Origin of the sequence: Mycolicibacterium grossiae (genome assembly GCF_008329645.1) — a bacterium.
GTDB lineage: Bacteria > Actinomycetota > Actinomycetes > Mycobacteriales > Mycobacteriaceae > Mycobacterium > Mycobacterium grossiae.
On record NZ_CP043474.1, the window covers coordinates 42655 to 59240 of the forward strand.

23 protein-coding genes are annotated in these 16586 nt (G+C 71.1%); 9 read left to right on the top strand and 14 right to left on the bottom strand.

From position 1 onward, the window contains the following. Window positions 1-9 precede the first annotated feature (9 nt). On the top strand, window positions 10-1257 hold the full coding sequence (locus FZ046_RS00200; protein WP_070351178.1) for an aminodeoxychorismate synthase component I: 1248 nt from the start codon (window positions 10-12) through the stop codon (window positions 1255-1257). On the opposite strand, the gene FZ046_RS00205 is transcribed toward FZ046_RS00200, so the two are convergent. Both FZ046_RS00205 and rsmI read right to left on the bottom strand, forming a co-directional pair. Next, window positions 1230-2219 carry an amidohydrolase family protein gene (locus FZ046_RS00205; protein ID WP_070351177.1) on the bottom strand — a complete coding sequence of 330 codons (990 nt, stop codon included), beginning with the start codon at window positions 2217-2219 and terminating at the stop codon, window positions 1230-1232. The genes FZ046_RS00200 and FZ046_RS00205 overlap by 28 nt on opposite strands. A gap of 67 nt (window positions 2220-2286) precedes the next feature. Then, window positions 2287-3123, bottom strand: a complete 837-nt coding sequence (rsmI, locus tag FZ046_RS00210) for a 16S rRNA (cytidine(1402)-2'-O)-methyltransferase (protein WP_070351176.1) — start codon at window positions 3121-3123, stop codon at window positions 2287-2289. Between the two features lie 24 nt (window positions 3124-3147). On the opposite strand from rsmI, the gene FZ046_RS00215 reads away from it, so the two are divergent. Both FZ046_RS00215 and FZ046_RS00220 read left to right on the top strand, forming a co-directional pair. Further along, a complete protein-coding gene (locus tag FZ046_RS00215) occupies window positions 3148-4689 on the top strand; it encodes a dolichyl-phosphate-mannose--protein mannosyltransferase (protein WP_070351175.1) in 1542 nt (513 codons plus the stop codon). Between the two features lie 115 nt (window positions 4690-4804). Beyond that, window positions 4805-5656 carry a type IV toxin-antitoxin system AbiEi family antitoxin gene (locus FZ046_RS00220; RefSeq protein WP_070351174.1) on the top strand — a complete coding sequence of 284 codons (852 nt, stop codon included), beginning with the start codon at window positions 4805-4807 and terminating at the stop codon, window positions 5654-5656. 68 nt (window positions 5657-5724) lie between these two features. Here FZ046_RS00220 and arcA read toward each other — a convergent pair whose 3' ends face one another. Next, entirely contained in the window at window positions 5725-6930 is a 1206-nt protein-coding gene (arcA, locus tag FZ046_RS00225) for an arginine deiminase (protein WP_070351173.1), read from the bottom strand. A 46-nt stretch (window positions 6931-6976) separates the two neighbouring features. Here arcA and soxR point away from each other — a divergent pair, with 46 nt between their 5' ends. Together soxR and FZ046_RS00235 are read left to right on the top strand one after the other, a co-directional pair. Beyond that, window positions 6977-7408: a redox-sensitive transcriptional activator SoxR gene (soxR, locus tag FZ046_RS00230; protein WP_070351172.1), complete on the top strand. Its 432-nt coding sequence runs from the start codon at window positions 6977-6979 to the stop codon at window positions 7406-7408. A 31-nt stretch (window positions 7409-7439) separates the two neighbouring features. Next, window positions 7440-8036, top strand: a complete 597-nt coding sequence (locus FZ046_RS00235; protein WP_070351171.1) for an alpha-ketoglutarate-dependent dioxygenase AlkB — start codon at window positions 7440-7442, stop codon at window positions 8034-8036. Here the strand turns inward: FZ046_RS00235 and FZ046_RS00240 are convergent. Next, window positions 8033-8695 carry a DUF5642 family protein gene (locus FZ046_RS00240; RefSeq protein WP_070351170.1) on the bottom strand — a complete coding sequence of 221 codons (663 nt, stop codon included), beginning with the start codon at window positions 8693-8695 and terminating at the stop codon, window positions 8033-8035. The two genes, FZ046_RS00235 and FZ046_RS00240, sit on opposite strands and share 4 nt — an antisense overlap. Window positions 8696-8705: 10 nt before the next feature. Continuing rightward, a complete protein-coding gene (locus FZ046_RS00245; RefSeq protein WP_070351243.1) occupies window positions 8706-9374 on the bottom strand; it encodes a DUF5642 family protein in 669 nt (222 codons plus the stop codon). Window positions 9375-9502: 128 nt separating this feature from the next. On the opposite strand from FZ046_RS00245, the gene FZ046_RS00250 reads away from it, so the two are divergent. After that, complete coding sequence (locus FZ046_RS00250) at window positions 9503-10210, top strand: envelope biogenesis lipoprotein LpqN (RefSeq protein ID WP_070351169.1); 708 nt, start codon at window positions 9503-9505, stop codon at window positions 10208-10210. Between the two features lie 3 nt (window positions 10211-10213). On the opposite strand, the gene FZ046_RS00255 is transcribed toward FZ046_RS00250, so the two are convergent. The 5 genes from FZ046_RS00255 to FZ046_RS00275 all read right to left on the bottom strand — a co-directional run bounded on the left by FZ046_RS00255 (window position 10214) and on the right by FZ046_RS00275 (window position 13541). Next, window positions 10214-11053, bottom strand: a complete 840-nt coding sequence (locus FZ046_RS00255; protein WP_070351168.1) for a shikimate 5-dehydrogenase — start codon at window positions 11051-11053, stop codon at window positions 10214-10216. Further along, complete coding sequence (locus tag FZ046_RS00260; protein ID WP_070351167.1) at window positions 11050-12048, bottom strand: acetyltransferase Pat; 999 nt, start codon at window positions 12046-12048, stop codon at window positions 11050-11052. Before FZ046_RS00260 ends, FZ046_RS00255 begins: the two co-directional genes overlap by 4 nt. Before the next feature lie 121 nt (window positions 12049-12169). Next, window positions 12170-12418 (bottom strand): hypothetical protein, encoded by a 249-nt coding sequence (locus tag FZ046_RS00265; RefSeq protein ID WP_125939640.1) that lies wholly within the window; start codon window positions 12416-12418, stop codon window positions 12170-12172. Between the two features lie 117 nt (window positions 12419-12535). Further along, window positions 12536-12997, bottom strand: coding sequence for a hypothetical protein (locus FZ046_RS00270; RefSeq protein ID WP_070351166.1), 462 nt, complete (start codon window positions 12995-12997; stop codon window positions 12536-12538). Beyond that, the gene (locus FZ046_RS00275; RefSeq protein WP_070351241.1) at window positions 12981-13541 is read right to left on the bottom strand and encodes a DUF6328 family protein; all 561 of its coding nucleotides are present in this window, start codon (window positions 13539-13541) and stop codon (window positions 12981-12983) included. Before FZ046_RS00275 ends, FZ046_RS00270 begins: the two co-directional genes overlap by 17 nt. Before the next feature lie 313 nt (window positions 13542-13854). Between FZ046_RS00275 and FZ046_RS00280 the strand changes: the two genes are divergently transcribed. Then, window positions 13855-14274, top strand: a complete 420-nt coding sequence (locus tag FZ046_RS00280) for an STAS domain-containing protein (RefSeq protein ID WP_083297940.1) — start codon at window positions 13855-13857, stop codon at window positions 14272-14274. Here FZ046_RS00280 and FZ046_RS00285 read toward each other — a convergent pair. Further along, window positions 14250-14507, bottom strand: a complete 258-nt coding sequence (locus FZ046_RS00285; RefSeq protein WP_125939639.1) for a hypothetical protein — start codon at window positions 14505-14507, stop codon at window positions 14250-14252. The two genes, FZ046_RS00280 and FZ046_RS00285, sit on opposite strands and share 25 nt — an antisense overlap. 44 nt (window positions 14508-14551) lie before the next feature. Further along, entirely contained in the window at window positions 14552-14866 is a 315-nt protein-coding gene (locus FZ046_RS00290; RefSeq protein WP_070351164.1) for a hypothetical protein, read from the bottom strand. A 168-nt stretch (window positions 14867-15034) separates the two neighbouring features. On the opposite strand from FZ046_RS00290, the gene FZ046_RS00295 reads away from it, so the two are divergent. Beyond that, complete coding sequence (locus FZ046_RS00295; protein WP_070351240.1) at window positions 15035-15406, top strand: hypothetical protein; 372 nt, start codon at window positions 15035-15037, stop codon at window positions 15404-15406. Between the two features lie 31 nt (window positions 15407-15437). Here FZ046_RS00295 and FZ046_RS27175 read toward each other — a convergent pair whose 3' ends face one another. Beyond that, window positions 15438-15593 carry a hypothetical protein gene (locus FZ046_RS27175; protein WP_170292372.1) on the bottom strand — a complete coding sequence of 52 codons (156 nt, stop codon included), beginning with the start codon at window positions 15591-15593 and terminating at the stop codon, window positions 15438-15440. 134 nt (window positions 15594-15727) lie between these two features. On the opposite strand from FZ046_RS27175, the gene FZ046_RS00300 reads away from it, so the two are divergent. Beyond that, entirely contained in the window at window positions 15728-16402 is a 675-nt protein-coding gene (locus tag FZ046_RS00300) for an HAD family hydrolase (protein ID WP_070351163.1), read from the top strand. A gap of 15 nt (window positions 16403-16417) precedes the next feature. Here FZ046_RS00300 and FZ046_RS28105 read toward each other — a convergent pair whose 3' ends face one another. Continuing rightward, the gene (locus FZ046_RS28105) at window positions 16418-16549 is read right to left on the bottom strand and encodes a hypothetical protein (RefSeq protein ID WP_256277756.1); all 132 of its coding nucleotides are present in this window, start codon (window positions 16547-16549) and stop codon (window positions 16418-16420) included. Between the last annotated feature and the right edge of the window lie 37 nt (window positions 16550-16586).

Below are 16586 nucleotides of genomic sequence, written 5' to 3' on the forward strand. Positions count from 1 at the left end.
GCTGGCCGGGTGCACGTCGAACCGCTACCCGCGCTGGGGAGCCCGTCGGCGGTGCTGCGTGCACTCGACGCGGCGACCGAGCGGCTCGGCATGCCGCCGCCCGCCGCGCTGACCGGGGACTGGTTCGGCTCGCGCGCGGTGATCGCGCCGAGCGTCGACGTGCGGCCCGTGCCGGCCGACGAGGTGTTCGACGTCCCGGCCGACATCGCGCTTGGCGAGGAGGGCGGCGCGGTGGGCGGTGGCTGGGTGGGGTACCTGTCCTATCCCGACCCCGGTGCCGACGGCGGCCCGCCCCGCATCCCGGAGGCCGCCGGCGGGAGGACGGACTGCGTGCTGCGCCAGGACGCCGACGGCCGGTGGTGGTACGAATCCCTTGCGAGCACAGCGGTTCCGGCGTGGATCACCGACGCCCTGCGGCGGCCGGCACCGGCGCGGCCGCACGCCGTGGCATGGCGGGAGCCCGACCGCGGCACCCACCGCGCCGGGGTGCTCGCATGCCTCGACGCGATCCGCGCGGGCGAGGTGTACCAGGCGTGCGTGTGCACCCGGTTCCGCGGTCACCTCGACGGCCACCCGGTGGACCTCTTCGCCGACGTCGTCGCACGCACGGCCCCGAGCCGCGCGGCCTACGTCGCCGGCGTCTGGGGCGCCGTCGCGTCGTTCTCCCCCGAGCTGTTCCTCTCCCGCCGTGGCGATCTCGTCGCGTCGAGCCCCATCAAGGGCACCCTGCCGTTGGACCGGCCGGCCGCCGACCTGCTCGCCTCGGCGAAGGACGTCGCGGAGAACGTCATGATCGTCGACCTAGTGCGCAACGACCTCGGCCGGGTCGCGGTCACCGGCTCGGTGACCGTGCCGGACCTGCTGACCGTGCGCCGCGCGCCCGGGGTGTGGCACCTGGTGTCCACGGTGACCGCCCGGGTGCCCGCCACCGTGCCGATGGCCACGCTGCTCGAGGCGACGTTCCCGCCGGCGTCGGTCACCGGGACGCCGAAGGAACGGGCCCGAACGCTGCTGCGGTCCTGGGAACCGGCACGGCGCGGAATCTACTGCGGCACGGCCGGCTTCGCGTCACCGGCCGTCGGGTGCGAACTCAACGTCGCGATCCGGACCGTGGAGGTCGACGCCGACGGCATGGCGGTGCTCGGCGTCGGCGGCGGCATCACCGCGGACTCCGACCCGGACCTCGAGTGGGAGGAGTGCCTGCACAAGGCCGCCCCGATCGTCGGCGGTCAGCGCCGGATCGACGCACGCAGCTGAGCCCAGTTCTCCGAGGCGATCTTCGCGCGGTCGGCGTCGGTCAGGTCCGCCTCGGCCAGGAAGCGCCGGGCGGCGCCGTCGCCGGCCGAGACGTACGGGTAGTCCGCGGCGAACAGGATCCGGTCGGCACCCATCACGTCGAGCGCCCAGCCGAGGTAGCGCTGGCTGAACACGCCGCCGGGCGTGACGAAGACGTTGTGCGCGAAGTACTCCGACACCGGCCGGGCCAACCTGGCGATGGGGGCCATGCGGTCGATGCGGTCGAGGTAGAACGCGGCCACCTCTCCCCAGTGGCCGAGGATCACCTGGAGGTCGGGGAACCGGTCGAACACCCCGGCGTAGATCATGCGCAGGACCTCGACCCCGGCGTCGTAGTGCCAGCCGATGCCGAACGTCGCAAACGCGGTGTCGACGGCGGCGTCGAAGCCGCCGTAGTAGGCCTCGCGCACCGCGGCGGGCGGCGTCTGCGGGTGCAGGTACAGCGGTGCGCGCAGCGCCTCGGCCGCCTCGAACACCGGCCAGAACCGGCTGCGGTCGATCGGCTCGTCGCGCACCCGGCTGAAGATGAGAGCGCCGTGGAAACCGAGATCGGTGACCGCACGGCGCAATTCGTCGGCGGCGGCCTCGGGCCGCTGCGGCGCCAGGGTGGCGAAACCCTGAAACCGGTCGGGGTGGTGCGCCACGGCGGCGGCCAGGGCGTCGTTGGTCGGGCCCTGCAGCGCGACCGCGTCGGCCTCGGTGAGCGGGAACAGCCCCGGCGAGGTGAGCGACAGCACCTGCACGTCCACCCCGGCGTCGTCCATCACCGCCAGCCGTTCCTCGTCCAGCGAGCGCAGTCGGCGGTCGCGTTCGTCGTCGGCCGACATCTCGAGCGCCGGGTCACGCCACGGCGCGTCGAGGGCCTGCCATGCCGCCACCACGTCGTCGGTGGCGTAGTGCTCCTCCAGCGCAACGATGTCCACGGTCTCTCCTCGAGGTCGGGTGCCACTCCAGTGTGGCCGTCGTTCCTGGGAGTCGCCTTCCGGCCGATCAGGACCGGGCGCGGAGCACCGCCTCGTAGAGGTCCCGGCGCGAGGGGGCTCCCGGATGCGCGGCGACCACGTCGGCGCAGGCGTCCTTGACCCGTGCGCCGTCGTCGACGAGGGAGAGCACCTCGGCGACCAGCGTGTCGAGGTTGGCCTTCGGCGTGGCGCCGGCGAGCACCACCGTGATCTCGCCGAGGACCCCGTCGGTCGCCCACGCGGCCAGCTCGGCGAGCGTGCCGCGGCGGACCTCCTCGTGGGTCTTGGTGAGTTCCCGGCAGACGACCGCGCGCCGGTCGGCCCCCAGCGTCGCGACCGCATCAGTCAGGCACTCGGCCAGTCGGCGCGGCGACTCGAAGAAGACCACGGTCCGCGGCTCGACGCCCAGGCCGGCCAGCCAGCTGCGCCGCGCCGCCTGCTTGCGGGGCGCGAAGCCGTCGAAGCAGAACCGGTCCGACGGCAGCCCGGAGACCGCGAGCGCCGTCGTCACCGCCGACGGACCGGGCAGGCAGCTGACGGTGAGCCGGGCCTCGGCGCACGCCGCCACCAGGCGGTAGCCGGGGTCGCTGATCAGCGGCATCCCGGCGTCGCTCACCACCAGCACCGTCGCACCGCCGCGGACGTCATCGAGCAGGGCGGGCACCCGCGATGCCTCGTTCTGGTCGAAGAAGCTGGTGATGCGGCCGGTCGGGCGGACGTCCAGCGCCTGCGCCAGGGTGCGGACGCGGCGGGTGTCCTCGGCGGCGATGACGTCCGCGGTGCCCAGGGCCTCGATCAGACGCGCCGACGCGTCGCCGACCTGGCCCAACGGCGTCGCCGCGAGCAGCAGTCGGCCTTCGGTCACGACCGACAGCCTACGATCGCTGTCGTGACCGCCCCGCCCGCCGAGCCCGTCAGCGCGCGCACGGCGCCGGTGATCAGCCCGGGGCCGCTGCTGCCGGCACCGGATTTCGGGCCGCTCGACCGGCTGCAGGGCTGGGCGATGACCGCGGTGATCGCGGCGCTGGCCGCCGTCACGCGGTTCCTCAACCTCGGCTCGCCCACCGACGGTGGCACCCCGATCTTCGACGAGAAGCACTACGCGCCGCAGGCCTGGCAGATGCTGGGCAATCACGGCGTCGAGGACAACCCCGGCTACGGCCTGGTGGTGCATCCGCCGGTCGGCAAGTTCCTGATGGCGATCGGCGAGGCGCTGTTCGGTTACAACGGGCTGGGCTGGCGGTTCAGCGGCGCGGTGTGCGGCGTGGTGATCGTCGTGCTGGTCGCCCGCACCGTCCGCCGCATCACCCGGTCGACGCTGATCGGTGGGATCGCGGGGCTGCTCATCGTCGCCGACGGCGTGAGCTTCGTGACGGCGCGCACGGCGCTGCTCGACGTGTTCCTGGTGGTGTTCGTGGTCGCGGCGTTCAGTGCGCTGATCGTCGACCGCGACGACATGCGGCTGCGGATGCACGTCGCGGCGCTCGAAGGCCGCATCGACGAGACGCCGTGGGGTCCGCGGCTCGGCGTGCGGTGGTGGCGGTTCGGTGCCGGCGTGCTGCTGGGTCTGGCGCTGGGCACCAAGTGGTCGGGCCTGTACTTCGTGCTGTTCTTCGGGCTCATGACGCTAGCGTTCGACGTGGCCGCGCGGCGGCAGTACCGCGTGCCGCGCCCGTGGGTCGGCACCCTGCGCCGCGACCTCGGCCCGTCGGTGTACGCGCTGGGTCTGATCCCGTTCCTGGTGTACCTGGCGTCGTTCGGCCCGTGGTTCGCCTCCGAGACCGGCGTGTACCGGCACGAGGAGTACCGCACCATCGGCGGCGACGGCGTCCTGCCCGACGCCATCCGCTCGCTGTGGCACTACACGTACTCCGTCTTCACGTTCCACTCGAACCTCACCAACGCCGCGGGCAACCACCACCCGTGGGAGTCCAAGCCGTGGACGTGGCCGATGTCGCTGCGGCCGGTGCTGTACGCGATCGACAACAACGACGTCGCCGGCTGCGGGACGCAGTCCTGCGTCAAGGCCGTGATGCTCGTCGGCACGCCGGCCATGTGGTTCCTGGCGGTCCCGGTGCTCGGCTGGGCGCTGTGGCGGGCGCTGGTCCGGCGGGACTGGCGTTACGGCGTGGTGCTCGTCGGCTACGGCGCCGGCTACCTGCCGTGGTTCGCCGACATCGATCGGCAGATGTACTTCTTCTACGCCGCGCCGATGGCGCCGTTCCTGGTGATGGCGATCGCGTTGATCCTCGGCGACGTCCTCTACGCCCCGCGGCAGAACCCCGAACGCCGCACTCTCGGCCTGCTGGTCGTGTGCTTCTACGTCGCGCTGGTGATCACGAACTTCGCCTGGCTGTTCCCCATCCTCACCGGCCTGCCCATCTCGCAGGCGACGTGGAACATGCAGATCTGGCTGCCGTCCTGGCGGTAGGGGCCATTCGCGTCGACATTGCGCTCAGGGTCGCGATTTCCGGTTGTCCACAGCCCTGTGCGCAATCTCGCTGCCGAGGGCCGCATTCGTCGGACCCACCGATCACGATCGGCGCATGCGGGGGCCCTTCATCGGTAGCGATCACCTGGCGGCACGCGGACTGACGCGCGGTCAACTGCGTTGGAACTTCACGTTGATGTTTCCGGACGTCTACGTGCCGAAGGCCGCGAAGCGGACGCTGCTCGTCCGTACTCGCGCCGCATGGCTGTGGTCCGGCCGCGAGGGGGTGATCGCGGGCCGGGCCGCGGCCGCACTGCACGGCGCGGGTTACGTCGACGACGGCACGCCCATCGAATTGATCGTCGGACGCAGTCGCTCCCCGGCCGGAATCGTCACGCGCAACGAGCGGATCGACGCCGACGAGATCATGGAGATCGACGGGATGTGTGTGACGACGCCCGCCAGGACCGCCGTCGACCTGGCCCGCCATCTACCGCGCAACCACGCCGTTCGCCATCTCGATGCGCTCGCCCATGCCACGGACCTGACGAGCCAGGCCGCGGTCGCTCTCGTCGACCGGCATCCACGGGCGCGGGGCATCCGGCGTGCCGGTGTCGCTCTGGACCTCATGGATGGCGGGGCGCAATCGCCCAGAGAGACCTGGCTGCGACTGCTCTACGTCGACGCGGGCTTCCCGCGACCGGCGACGCAGGTCCGCGTCAGTGATGGGTGGTCGACGGCGTTCCTCGATCTGGGCTGGGAAGGGCCGATGGTCAGCGCCGAATACGACGGTGACCGCCACCAACTCGACCGCAAGCGCTACGTTCACGACATCGGACGCAATGAACTAGTGCGTCAACAAGGCTGGCTCGACGTCCACGTGGTGGCCGAACACTCGCCCGCCTACGTCCTGAGACGGACCGCGGACGCCTTCGCGCGCCGCGGGCACCCGTTGAGATTGCGCTGAGGGTCGTGATCCGGCCGGAATCGCAGCCCTGAACGCAATCTCAACGCAGAGCGCCGCGAGAAAGCCCCCTACAGCGGGTCGCGCGCCGCCGGGCAGGACATGCACCGGGGGCCGCCGCGGCCGGTACCGAGTTCGGAGGCGGCGATGGGCAGCACCTCGATGCCCGAGTCGGCGAGCCGGGCGTTGGTCTCGGTGTTGCGCTCGTAGGCGACGACGACGCCGGGGGCCAGCGCCAGGGTGTTGTTGCCGTCGTCCCACTGCTCGCGCTCGGCGGTGACGGGGTCGAGCCCGGTGTCGATGACGCGCAGCTTCCCGATGCCCATGGCGTCGGCGGCCGCGTCGACGAACGGTACCGCGCGGTCGATGCGCACCCCGCCGGACTGCTGCCGAATCGTGAACGCGGACAACGAGTCCACGATGTTGGGGTACATCACCACGGCGTCGGTGTCGACCATCGTGCACACGGTGTCGAGGTGCATCTGCGCGCGCTCCTGCGCGATGGGTACGGCCAGCACGGTGTGCGCCAGCCCGTCGTCGAACAGGCTGCGCGCCAAAGCCTCCGCACCGGCCGGCGTGGTGCGCTCCCCCACCCCGACGGCCACGACGCCGGGGCCGAGCAGCAGCACGTCACCGCCCTCGACGGGGGCCGAGCGCGACTCGTATGCCCGCCGCACGCCCAGGAAGCGGGGGTGGTGGGCGTAGATGAGGTCGGTCAGCGACGTCTCCCGCACGCGTGCCGGCATGGCGAGCGACGTGATCGCCACGCGCGGGCCGATCCAGAACGAGGAGTCGCGGGTGAACAGCAGGTTGGGCAGCGGGTCGATGACGAAGTCGCCGCCGTGGTGCATTCGCCGCACCAGCGACAGCTCGCTCTCGCCGAACGGCAGCTCGTCGAACGTCATCCCCGCCATCAGCACGTGCGCGAGCGGCGCGGCCGCCAGCGTCCGCAGGTACACCGAGAGTTCCTGAGCGAGGGGCACTCCGAGCCGGCGAGAGTCGACGGCTGCCGAGATGCCGTGCATGCGGGCCGCTCCGCTCGCGAGCGCCTCGGTGAGCAGGTCGGCCAACAGCAGCACCTCGACGCCGCGCGACCGGAGCAGCCCCGCGAAGGCGTCGTGCTCCTGCTGCGCCTTGGCCACCCACGGCAGCCCGTCGAACAGCAGCCGGTCGTTGTTGCGGGGCGTCAACCGCTGCAGTTCGGCGCCCGGCCGGTGCAGGATGACCGTCCGCAGCCTGCCGACCTCCGAATCCGCCCCCAGCGGGATGTCCGTCACGCCTAGCACCGTATCCCGAAATCCAACCTTGACTATGGTTGAGGTCATGGACAGCGTGGACCTCACGCCGGGAGAGATGTCGCACCGCAGTGGCGTTGCGGTGTCGGCGCTGCACTTCTACGAACGCGAGGGGCTGATCACCAGCCGCCGCACGTCGGGCAATCAGCGGCGCTACGCCCGCGAGACGATCCGCCGGGTGGCGTTCATCCGGATGTCCCAACGCCTGGGCATCCCCCTCGCCCGGATCCGTGAGGCGCTCGCCACCCTGCCCGACGACCGGGTGCCCAGCAGCAAGGACTGGGCACGGCTGTCGGCCGGGTGGCGCGCCGATCTCGACGAGCGCATCACCCACCTGCAGCGCCTGCGCGACAACCTCTCCGGGTGCATCGGCTGCGGCTGCCTGAGCCTCAAGGCGTGCGCCCTGGCCAACCCCGGCGACGTCCTCGCCGAACGCGGTCCCGGCGCCGCCAACCTCTAGACGTCGAACGCATGTGCGATAACATGTCGGGGTGTCCTTGTCCGTCCAGGGGTCGCTGTTCGACTGCACCGAGCGCCGCACACTCACCGACGGCGCGTGGATCGACGTCCGAGCAGGATGGCTGACGGGCCACGACGGCCTGTTCGACGAGCTGGTCGAGACGGTCCCGTGGCGCGCCGAGCGCCGACAGATGTACGACCGCGTCCTCGACGTGCCTCGCCTGGTCAGCTTCCACGACCTCAGCACCGGACCGGCGCCCCACCCGGCGCTCGCGAAGCTGCGGGTGCGCCTCAACGACATCTACGCCGGCGAACTCGGCGAGCCGTTCACCACCGTCGGGCTCTGCCTCTACCGCGACGAGAACGACAGCGTCGCCTGGCACGGGGACGACATCGGCCGCAGCAGGACCACCGACACCATGGTGGCCATCCTCAGCCTCGGGTCGACGCGCGCGTTCGCGATGCGGCCGCGCTCCGGCGGCCGCGCGCTGCGACTGCCGCAGGGCCACGGCGATCTGCTGGTGATGGGCGGTTCGTGCCAGCGCACCTGGGAGCACTCCGTGCCCAAGTCGACGCGGCCGACGGGGCCGCGGATCAGCATCCAGTTCCGGCCACGCGACGTCCGCTAGCTACTGACCGGCTCGCGGATCGCCGCCACCGCCGCGGTCACCAGGTTGCGGGCCCGCGCGGTGTCCACCGGAGCGACCGGAACGTTCGGCAGCACCAGCGGATTGGCCGTGACGATCACCAGGTAGGAACCGAAGGCGGCCGTGTAGTTGTACAGCTCGCCCGACGCGGGCTTGCCGTTGACCATCGTCTGCACCACGCGGTGCGTCCCCAGGGTGCGGGCGTCGTCGATGGTGGGCGCCTCGACCACCTCCACCAGGCCGCGGGCACCCGGACCGGCGAAGGCGACCTTCTGGCAGTCCGCGCCCGGGTCGGGGAACGGCACGGTCTGCGAGGTCTCGACGGCGATCGCGATGAAGCGGTTGCCCGCGCCCTCCGCCGTCACCGCGGCCATGTTGCCCTTGAGGTCCTTCGGCAGGTCCAGCCCCTTGGCCAGCGACGTGCAGTTCGCCGGGTCGAGCGTGATGCCGGGCGGAAGCGCCTGTGGCGCAAGCAGTCGCGGATCGATGCCGGTCTCGTCGATGGTGGTCACCGTGAACTCCGGCCCGAAGGACGACCGGACGTCACGCACCTTGGCGATGTCGGCCTGCGGCGGCTCGGTGCCGCCGGAACACGCCACCAGCACCACGGCGCAGACGAGCGCCAGCACGATTCTCGACATCGCCGCCAATCTACCGTTCGCCACGCAGCGCCGAGACGGTGCGGCTGAGCAGTGTCGCCGGGAATTCAGCGCCGACGAGATCGTCGGTCGAGCCCGGGTCGGTCACCACGGTGACCGACACCAGGTGCCCCGGCAGGTAGGCACTCAACGTTTGCGCCTGCGAATGAGTTTCGGTGCCGCCCTCGACGACGGTGGTCGCGTCGACCTGGAGGCCGATCGTGGCGGCGCCGTCCACGGCGGGCGCCTCGACGTCCCGGACGACGCCCGAGGTGTGGCCCGCCTGCACCGCGAACGTGCCGCATTCGGCGCGGACGGCGTCGTCGAGGGTGACGGGCGACGCCGCGACGACGACGTAGACGATGGCACCCGGCCCGGACGCCGACCAGCCCTGCGCCGGGGTGTCGATTGGCGGCTCGGCCAGGACGGCGCAGCGCTGCGGCTCGGCGACCCACTGCGCACCGAGACCCCACAGCGCCACCGGCGCGACGCGCACCGGGACGCCGCCGAAGTCGAACCCCGGCGGCAGCAGCGCCCGGGTTCGCCCCACCTGACCGGTGTCGATCACGGCCGACGCGGCGGGCGTCGTGGCGGCCGATGACGTCGGAGCGGGCGGGGCGGGGTCCGGCGAGGCGCACCCGGCGCACACCGCCAGCGCCACACACGACGCGAGAACGCGCACGTCGCCTTGATACCACGGCGGGAGCACCGCAGCCGCCGACCGAGCACGGGACACTCCGCTTCGATGATGTGCGTGCGATGCTCCAGCGCCATCCGTAGGCTCGCAGTCGTCCGACGACAGGAGAGTTCATGAAGACGCCGCTCACCGCCTGCGGCAGCGCCATCGCGGCACTCGCCGTCGCCGTCACCCTCGCGGGCTGCGGATCCGACTCCGCGCCGGAGGCCTCGTCCTCGGCGGCGTCCCGCTCGGCGTCCTCCTCGGCGTCGTCGAGTGGTGCGGCGCCCACCGGGTCACCCTCGGCCAAGCCCGCCGGCAAGAGCGAGACCATCGCCGACTACATCAAGCAGAACGGCATCACCGAAACCCAGATCAAGCGCGGCCAGCCGGGCCCCGTCGTCGACCTGCCGGTCCCCGCGGGCTGGGTGGACGCGGGCCCCGCGACGCCGCCGTATGCGTTCAGCGCCATGGTCTTCCGCGGCGATCCGGCGATGGCGGCCGATCCCCCGACGATCCTCGCCCTGATGTCGAAGCTGACCGGCAACGTGGACCCCGAGAAGGTCCTGCAGTACGCCCCGGGTGAACTCAACAACCTGCCCGGTTTCCAGAGCCTCGGCGAAGGCCAGGACGCGACGCTGGCCGGATTCAAGGCCTACCAGCTCGGCGGCAGTTACGTCCGCAACGGCGTGAAGCGGATGATCGCGCAGAAGACCGTGCTCGTCCCGTCCGGCCAGGATCTGTTCGTGCTGCAGATCAACGCCGACGGCACCGAGGACCAGATCCGGCCGTTGATGGAGGCGACCGCCGAGATCGACCGGACGGCGAAGATCACGCCGTAGCGGTCAGGCCCGCGAGATCGCCGACGCCTCGGCCACCTGCTCGGCGCTCGGCCGGACACCGGTGTACCGCTCGAACTGCTCGGCGGCCTGCAGTGCGATGACCTCCGCACCCGTGATCACCGGGACGCCGGCGGCGCGGGCCGCGGTGATGACCGGGGTCTCCGACGGCAACGCGACGACGTCGAACACGGTGCGCGCCGCTGCGATGGTGGCATCGTCGAAGGCCTGCTCGCCCGCCTCCGGACCGCCGGACATCCCGACCGGCGTGACGTTGACGACGACGTCGGCGGTCCGGCCGCCGACGTCCGCGGCGTAGTCGTAACCGAGCAGGTCGGCCAGCGCGCGGCCCGTCGCGCCGTTGCGCGCGACCACGAGACCGGACGCGAAGCCGCGGTCGGCGAAGGCGGCGCCGACGGCGCTGGCCATGCCGCCGCTTCCCCGGATCAGCACCGTGGACGACGGGTCGAGCCCGTGGGTGTCGATGAGGCGTTGGATGGCAAGGTAATCGGTGTTCGCCGCGGTGAGACGACCGCCGGGCACCGACAGGTCGTTGACGATGGTGTTCACCGAATTGATCACCCGCGCCGAGGGTTCGACCTCGTCGACGAGGGCGAGCACGTCCTCCTTGAAGGGCATGGACACCGAGCAGCCGCGGATGCCGAGAGCCCGGACGCCACCGATCGCGGCCGCGATGTCGGTGGTCGTGAAGGCCTTGTACAGGAAGTCGAGGCCCAGAACGTCGTAGAGGTGGTTGTGGAACCGCGTGCCGATGTTGCTCGGCCGCGCCGCCAGCGAGATGCACAGCGTGGTGTCCTTGCTGAGCGGCGGTCGCCGGCCGGTCAACTCAGCGCCCGCATGACGTCCCGTGCGAGCGAACGGATCTCGCGGTATCGCGTGGAGTCGAGGGAGGTGTCGCGCAGCGTGGGCACGTCTATCACCGTAGTCACCACCCCGAGGTCCTCGCGATGCCAGTGCGCCCCGTAGCGGTCGAGGATCGCCCGCATGGCGTAGTTGTCGCTGAGCACGCGAGCGGTGAACCGGCGCACCCCGGCCGCGTGCGCCGCGGCGACGAGCGCATCCATCAGGAACGTTCCGATGCCACGGTGCTGGTAGTCGTCGCCGACGATGAACGCGACCTCGGCCTCCTCCGGCGTCGCCGCGTCGCGGACGAAGCGGGCGTCGGCGACCACCGGCCCGTGCACGCCGTCGGTGAGCACCCACACGAAGTGGTCGACGTAGTCCACCTCGAAGAGGTAGCGCATCAGCGACGCGGTCGGTGTGCGCGTGCTCTGGAAGCGCCGGTACAGCGTCTCGCTGGAGAACTGCACGGGGCCGTGGACCGTGCGCTCGTTGTCGCCCGGCAGGACCGGACGCAGGTACAGCACCGTCCCGTCGCGCATGGTCACGGGAAGCGGCGCGACGTACGCCGCCAGACGTTGCCGGGCGGTACGGACCAGCGCGTCCATCATCGAGGGCGCGTGGAGCATGATCGCGAAGGCCTCACGGCCGCCCACCCAGCCGGTGACGTCACCGAGCGCCGTCACGGTCGCGGTTCGGGGCGTATCGCGCAGCAGGGCGATCTCACCGACGATGAAGCCGGGCTCGACCGTCGCGACGCTCACCTCGCCGTCGACGCCGGCGTGCGACACCTCGACCCGGCCCGAGGCGATCAGCAGGAACGACACCGCCGGGTCACCCTGGCGCATCAGCACCTGACCCGGCGCGGCGCCCAGCGGGCGCAGTCGGTGCGCGAGCGGAACCAGGGATTCGACCGGACATCCGGCGAAGAACCCCAGTGCGGCCAGCTCGTCGGCGCTGACGGTGATGGTTCCCGCCACGCCCCGAGGCTACGGACGCGTCCGCGCGACCACAACGGTGGCGCGAGAGACGTCCCCGACGCTCGCGCCCGCCTGTCCGGCCACGTCACTGCGACGTGGCCGGACGGCGATCGTCACGACCTCAGCCGGGGAGCCCCTGCTCCTCCGACGGCAGCGGCGCCGGGCCGGTGATCTTCGGCACGGCCGCCGGGATGGACGCCTCGCTGGGCGGATTGGTGGCCGTGATGGTGGCACCGGTGGACATCTCCCCGCCGGCGAACGATCCGGCGTCGGCTCCCTGCAGCACCGCGGCCACGATGGCCGCTGCGGCGATGGCCGAACCGCCCACGATGGCAGCCACCGGCTTCATGGTCTTCGTCGTCACGCTCACGTCCGTCTCCTCCTCGTCATGCCCCCGAAACCCCTTGGGCACAACGAAGTGGTGCGGACGTCCCATTCCCGAATCGACCAAGACTTTCGTTGCTCTATGCAACGATCGGCGTGCGGCTCAGGGCAGCGCGTAGTCCATGGGCGGGCCGGCGAGTTGACTGACGTCGCGGTGCGCGACGGCCGTGGCGATGGCCGTTCCGCCACGGACGACGCCGACGATCTGGACCTCGTCATTGACGGCGAAGGCGGTTCCCGCGGCGCCGACCTGGCTGCCCGCGGGCGTGATCGCATTGGTCTGCCCGTCGACCACGTAGGTACGGGGGACGCCGTCGGCACCCTGTGCCGTGACCGACGTCGGCGTCACCGACACCAGCCGGCCCTCCTGGCTGATGGGCTGGTCGGGGGCGGGCACGGACGCGGCCGCAACGTGCTGTGGGGCCGCCGCAGCGGGTGCCCTGTCGGCGGTGCGGGCCACCACTGCGGCGACGATGGCCGCAAACGCGACCGCAAACGAAATCGACAGGTAGGTCGCGATCTCGCGCCGCGTCTCCCGCTCGTGCCTGCTAAGTCTGTTGCCCATGGTTCGGGCCTCGCCTCTCGTCGGTTGCCAAGGGCATACCCGACGGGTTCGGCGGAAAAACGCGCATCCAGACCGGTAGGACGATCCAGAGACCGGCGAAGGCCCCGACGGCCACCGCTCCGGCGACGACGGCGGGGCGGTGCCCGACCACGGCGTCGAAGACCACGACGGTCGTCCCGACGAGCGCGGCGCCCAGCAGGAGCAACCCCGCGTACGCCAGCCGGTGGGCGGCCTCCACCAACGTCACCAAGCGGTGCCTGCGGAAGAGGACCCGGTGCAGCCCCACCGGCGCGATGAGCAGGACGGTGGCGATCACCGAACAGGACACGGTGCCGAGGAAGACGTAACGGACGTCGGGATCCAGGGTGTCGAAACGCGGTTGGAACGGCAGGGTCAACAGGAAGCCGGTCAGCAGTTGCACGCCGGTCTGAACGACGCGGAGCTCCTGCAGCAGACTCGCCCAGTTTCGGTCGAGCTTCTCCGTGGTCGTCTCCGACCGCCCGTAGCGATCCCACTGTTCGGCATCGGCGTCGACAGGAGACATGACGCTCACCTCCTCGTCCGTGAATCCGGAGTGCCCACGCCGGCATGATCGAAACGATGGTCGACCGGCTGCTTCGTCAGATTTGCCATTCCGAGCCGCGTTCAGTCAACGCCCAGCTCATCAGGTATTACGCACAGCGAAAGTTCATTGTCCCCGGCCGGAATGGGGGCTAGAGTCCGCTTTAGGTTGAGTTCACAGCCGAACCACCTACGTCATCCGACGTCCGGTCCCCCGGGTCTGGACGGTGGCTTTCAGGCAACAGGGCCCACTCCCTTGGCGTGCGATTCGTTCGAATCCGAGATCGGAGCCCGCCATGTCCGTCGCACCCCACATCACCACCGACAGGCCGCGCCTGCACCGCGGCGCGCACTTCGACACCTGCACGATCGGCGAGTCGATGGTGCTCCACACCGCCGAGGGGCAGATCGACGCGGCGAACGCCACGGAGATGTCGGAGTTCGTAACGGCCAACCTGGACGCGGCCACCCGGCTCATCCTGGACCTGCGCCCCCTCGAGTTCTTCGGCACGCAGGGCTTCTCGGTGCTGCACCGGGTCAACGTCACGTGCTCGCGCATCGGCGTGGCGCTCGTGGTGGTCGCGGGAAGCGAAGTCGACCGACTGCTGCGCATCTGCGACCCTGGCGGCGGCCTCCCGGTGGCGCGCACCCTGGAGGATGCGATCAGCGCCGTGGTCAACCCGCCGCGCAATCACCTCAGGCTCGTCGCGGACTGACGGAACTCGGCCCGGTAGACCTGGCGTTCGTCGTCGCTCATCGTGGCGCGACGCCACCCGCCCTTGCCGCGACCGTCGTAGGTCAGCAGTCCGTATCCGGCGCCGAGGAGCACCGCCGCACCACCGAGCAGCAGAGCCGACTGCACCCACCCGTGCCCCGCCCCGGCGACCACCAGAAGCGTCCCGATCGCCGCGACGCCGCTGCCGATGAGGATCAAACCAACCAGGGGCAACCAGTACTCCCCCGGGCCTGACGGCTGACTGGCCATCGTCGTCCTCAGCTCGTCGGAGGGTGGGCTTCGGCGTGCGGGTTGGTGGCGGCGAAGTGCAATTCCTTCTGCCGTACGCGGCGGTGCGCGAGGAACAGCACCGCGCCGCCGATGATCCACAGCAGGACCGCGATGCCGATGGCAATTCCACCGGCCGCGCTCGACCCCGTGGCGAATGAAGCCAACCCCACGACCATGGCGATCACTCCAACCGCGATGGTGATCAGCCCGGGACCGTTGGCGGCGGCGTTCTTCATCGTCTCGCCGGCGTGCTGTCGCGTGGTGCGACTGTGATCGACCGGATCTCGCGACGTGTCACCCATCGTCCACCTCCACTTCCCGGGCCACGTCAGGACGTGGCGCGTCATTCGGCTGTGACCACACGGATACCCGTCGCCCCTCCCACGAAACCGGGCGCGCCGACGCCGTCCGCAACGCCGGTTTCCGTGCCGCACCGCGGGGTACGCGTCATGGGGATGGAGGAGAGTCACATGACCACCACGAGTGCCACGAACGGCGCCGACGCCACCGCCGCGAGCGGCGCCAGCAAGACCGCTCGGCGGCCGCGCCACACCGCGCTGCATTGGACACTCGTCCTGCTCACACTGCCCGGCGCCCTGGCCGTCGTCGCCTTCGCCTACCTGCAGGTGCTGGGTTCAGCCGGCTGCACTGCGGCGACGTGTTCGGGACTCGGGCCCAACGAGACGGTGTTCGGGCTCATCCTCTACGGCACGCCGGCCATCCCGATCGTCGCGATCGTGGCGTCACTGCTGGGCGCGCGACGACGTCGGGGCCTGCTCGTCCCGGCGGTGGCCTGGGCGCTGCTCGTCCTCGCTGCCGTGACGCTGGTGGTCACCTTCTAAGCAGCGCCTTGTCGTTCTCGGCAGCGCCCCGCTACTGGTTCGGCGCGTCACGCGCGGCGTTGGCCGCGGCCGCGCTGCGTGCGCTGTCGACGTCGGCTCGATGCCGGGCCGCTTCCCGCTCGGCATTCGCCGTGTCCCGCTGGACGTCCTGCTGACCATCCCGTTGCGCGTCGTCCGGCGTCGACATCGTCTGCTCCCTCGCTCGACTCGCGCCCCGGCTTCCCGCCGTGCCGTCGGATAAACCGGCGCCAGCCCTCGTCGTAGACCTGATGGGGACGGCCCGCCGGTTTCGCCCGACCGGCATGGGGAACCCCGCCGTCCATGGCCGAACCCGCGGTGCTCTTCGACATCGACGGCACGCTCGTCGACACCAACTACCTCCACGTGCACGCGTGGCTGCGGGCGTTCGCGGACGTCGACCTCGACGTCGAGGCATGGCGCATCCACCACCGCATCGGAATGGACGGCTCGACGCTGCTCGACGAGTTGGTGCCCGACGACGCCGAGGACCTCGCACCCCGGGTGAAGGAACTGCACACCAAGTACTACCGGGAGACCACCGGCCTCATCCGGCCGCTGGCAGCCGGTCGCGATCTGCTCGACGCCGTCGCCGACATGGGACTGCAGGTGGTGCTCGCCACCTCGGCCCCCGAAGACGAGCTGAAGATCCTGCGCGAGGTGCTGGACCGCGAGGACGTGGTGTCCACGGTGACGTCGTCGGAGGACGTGGAGACCGCGAAGCCGAAGCCCGACATCGTGGAGGTCGCCCTCGAACGGGCCGGCGTGACTGCCGAGCGCGCCGTCTTCCTCGGTGACACGGTGTGGGACGTGCGCGCGGCCTCGCGTGCGGGCGTCGCCTGCATCGGGCTGCGCAGTGGCGGCATCGGCCAGCGGGAGTTGGAGGCCGAGGGCGCCGTGGCGATCTACGAGGACCCCCGGGATCTGTTGAATCAGCTGCGGGACAGCCCGATCGGTCGGTTGGCCGCCGAGCGCTGAGCCCGACCTGCAAGGCTAAGACGTCGCGTAGGGCAGCGTGGATCCGATGAAGTACGCCACGACGAGCGAGATGACGACGACCAACAGCACCGTGGCCGACACCGCTGCCGCCATCGAGGCCATCCCGTCGCCGCGGGACTGACGCACGCGATACTTCGCTTCCACCGTCGTTCTCTTCCTGCAA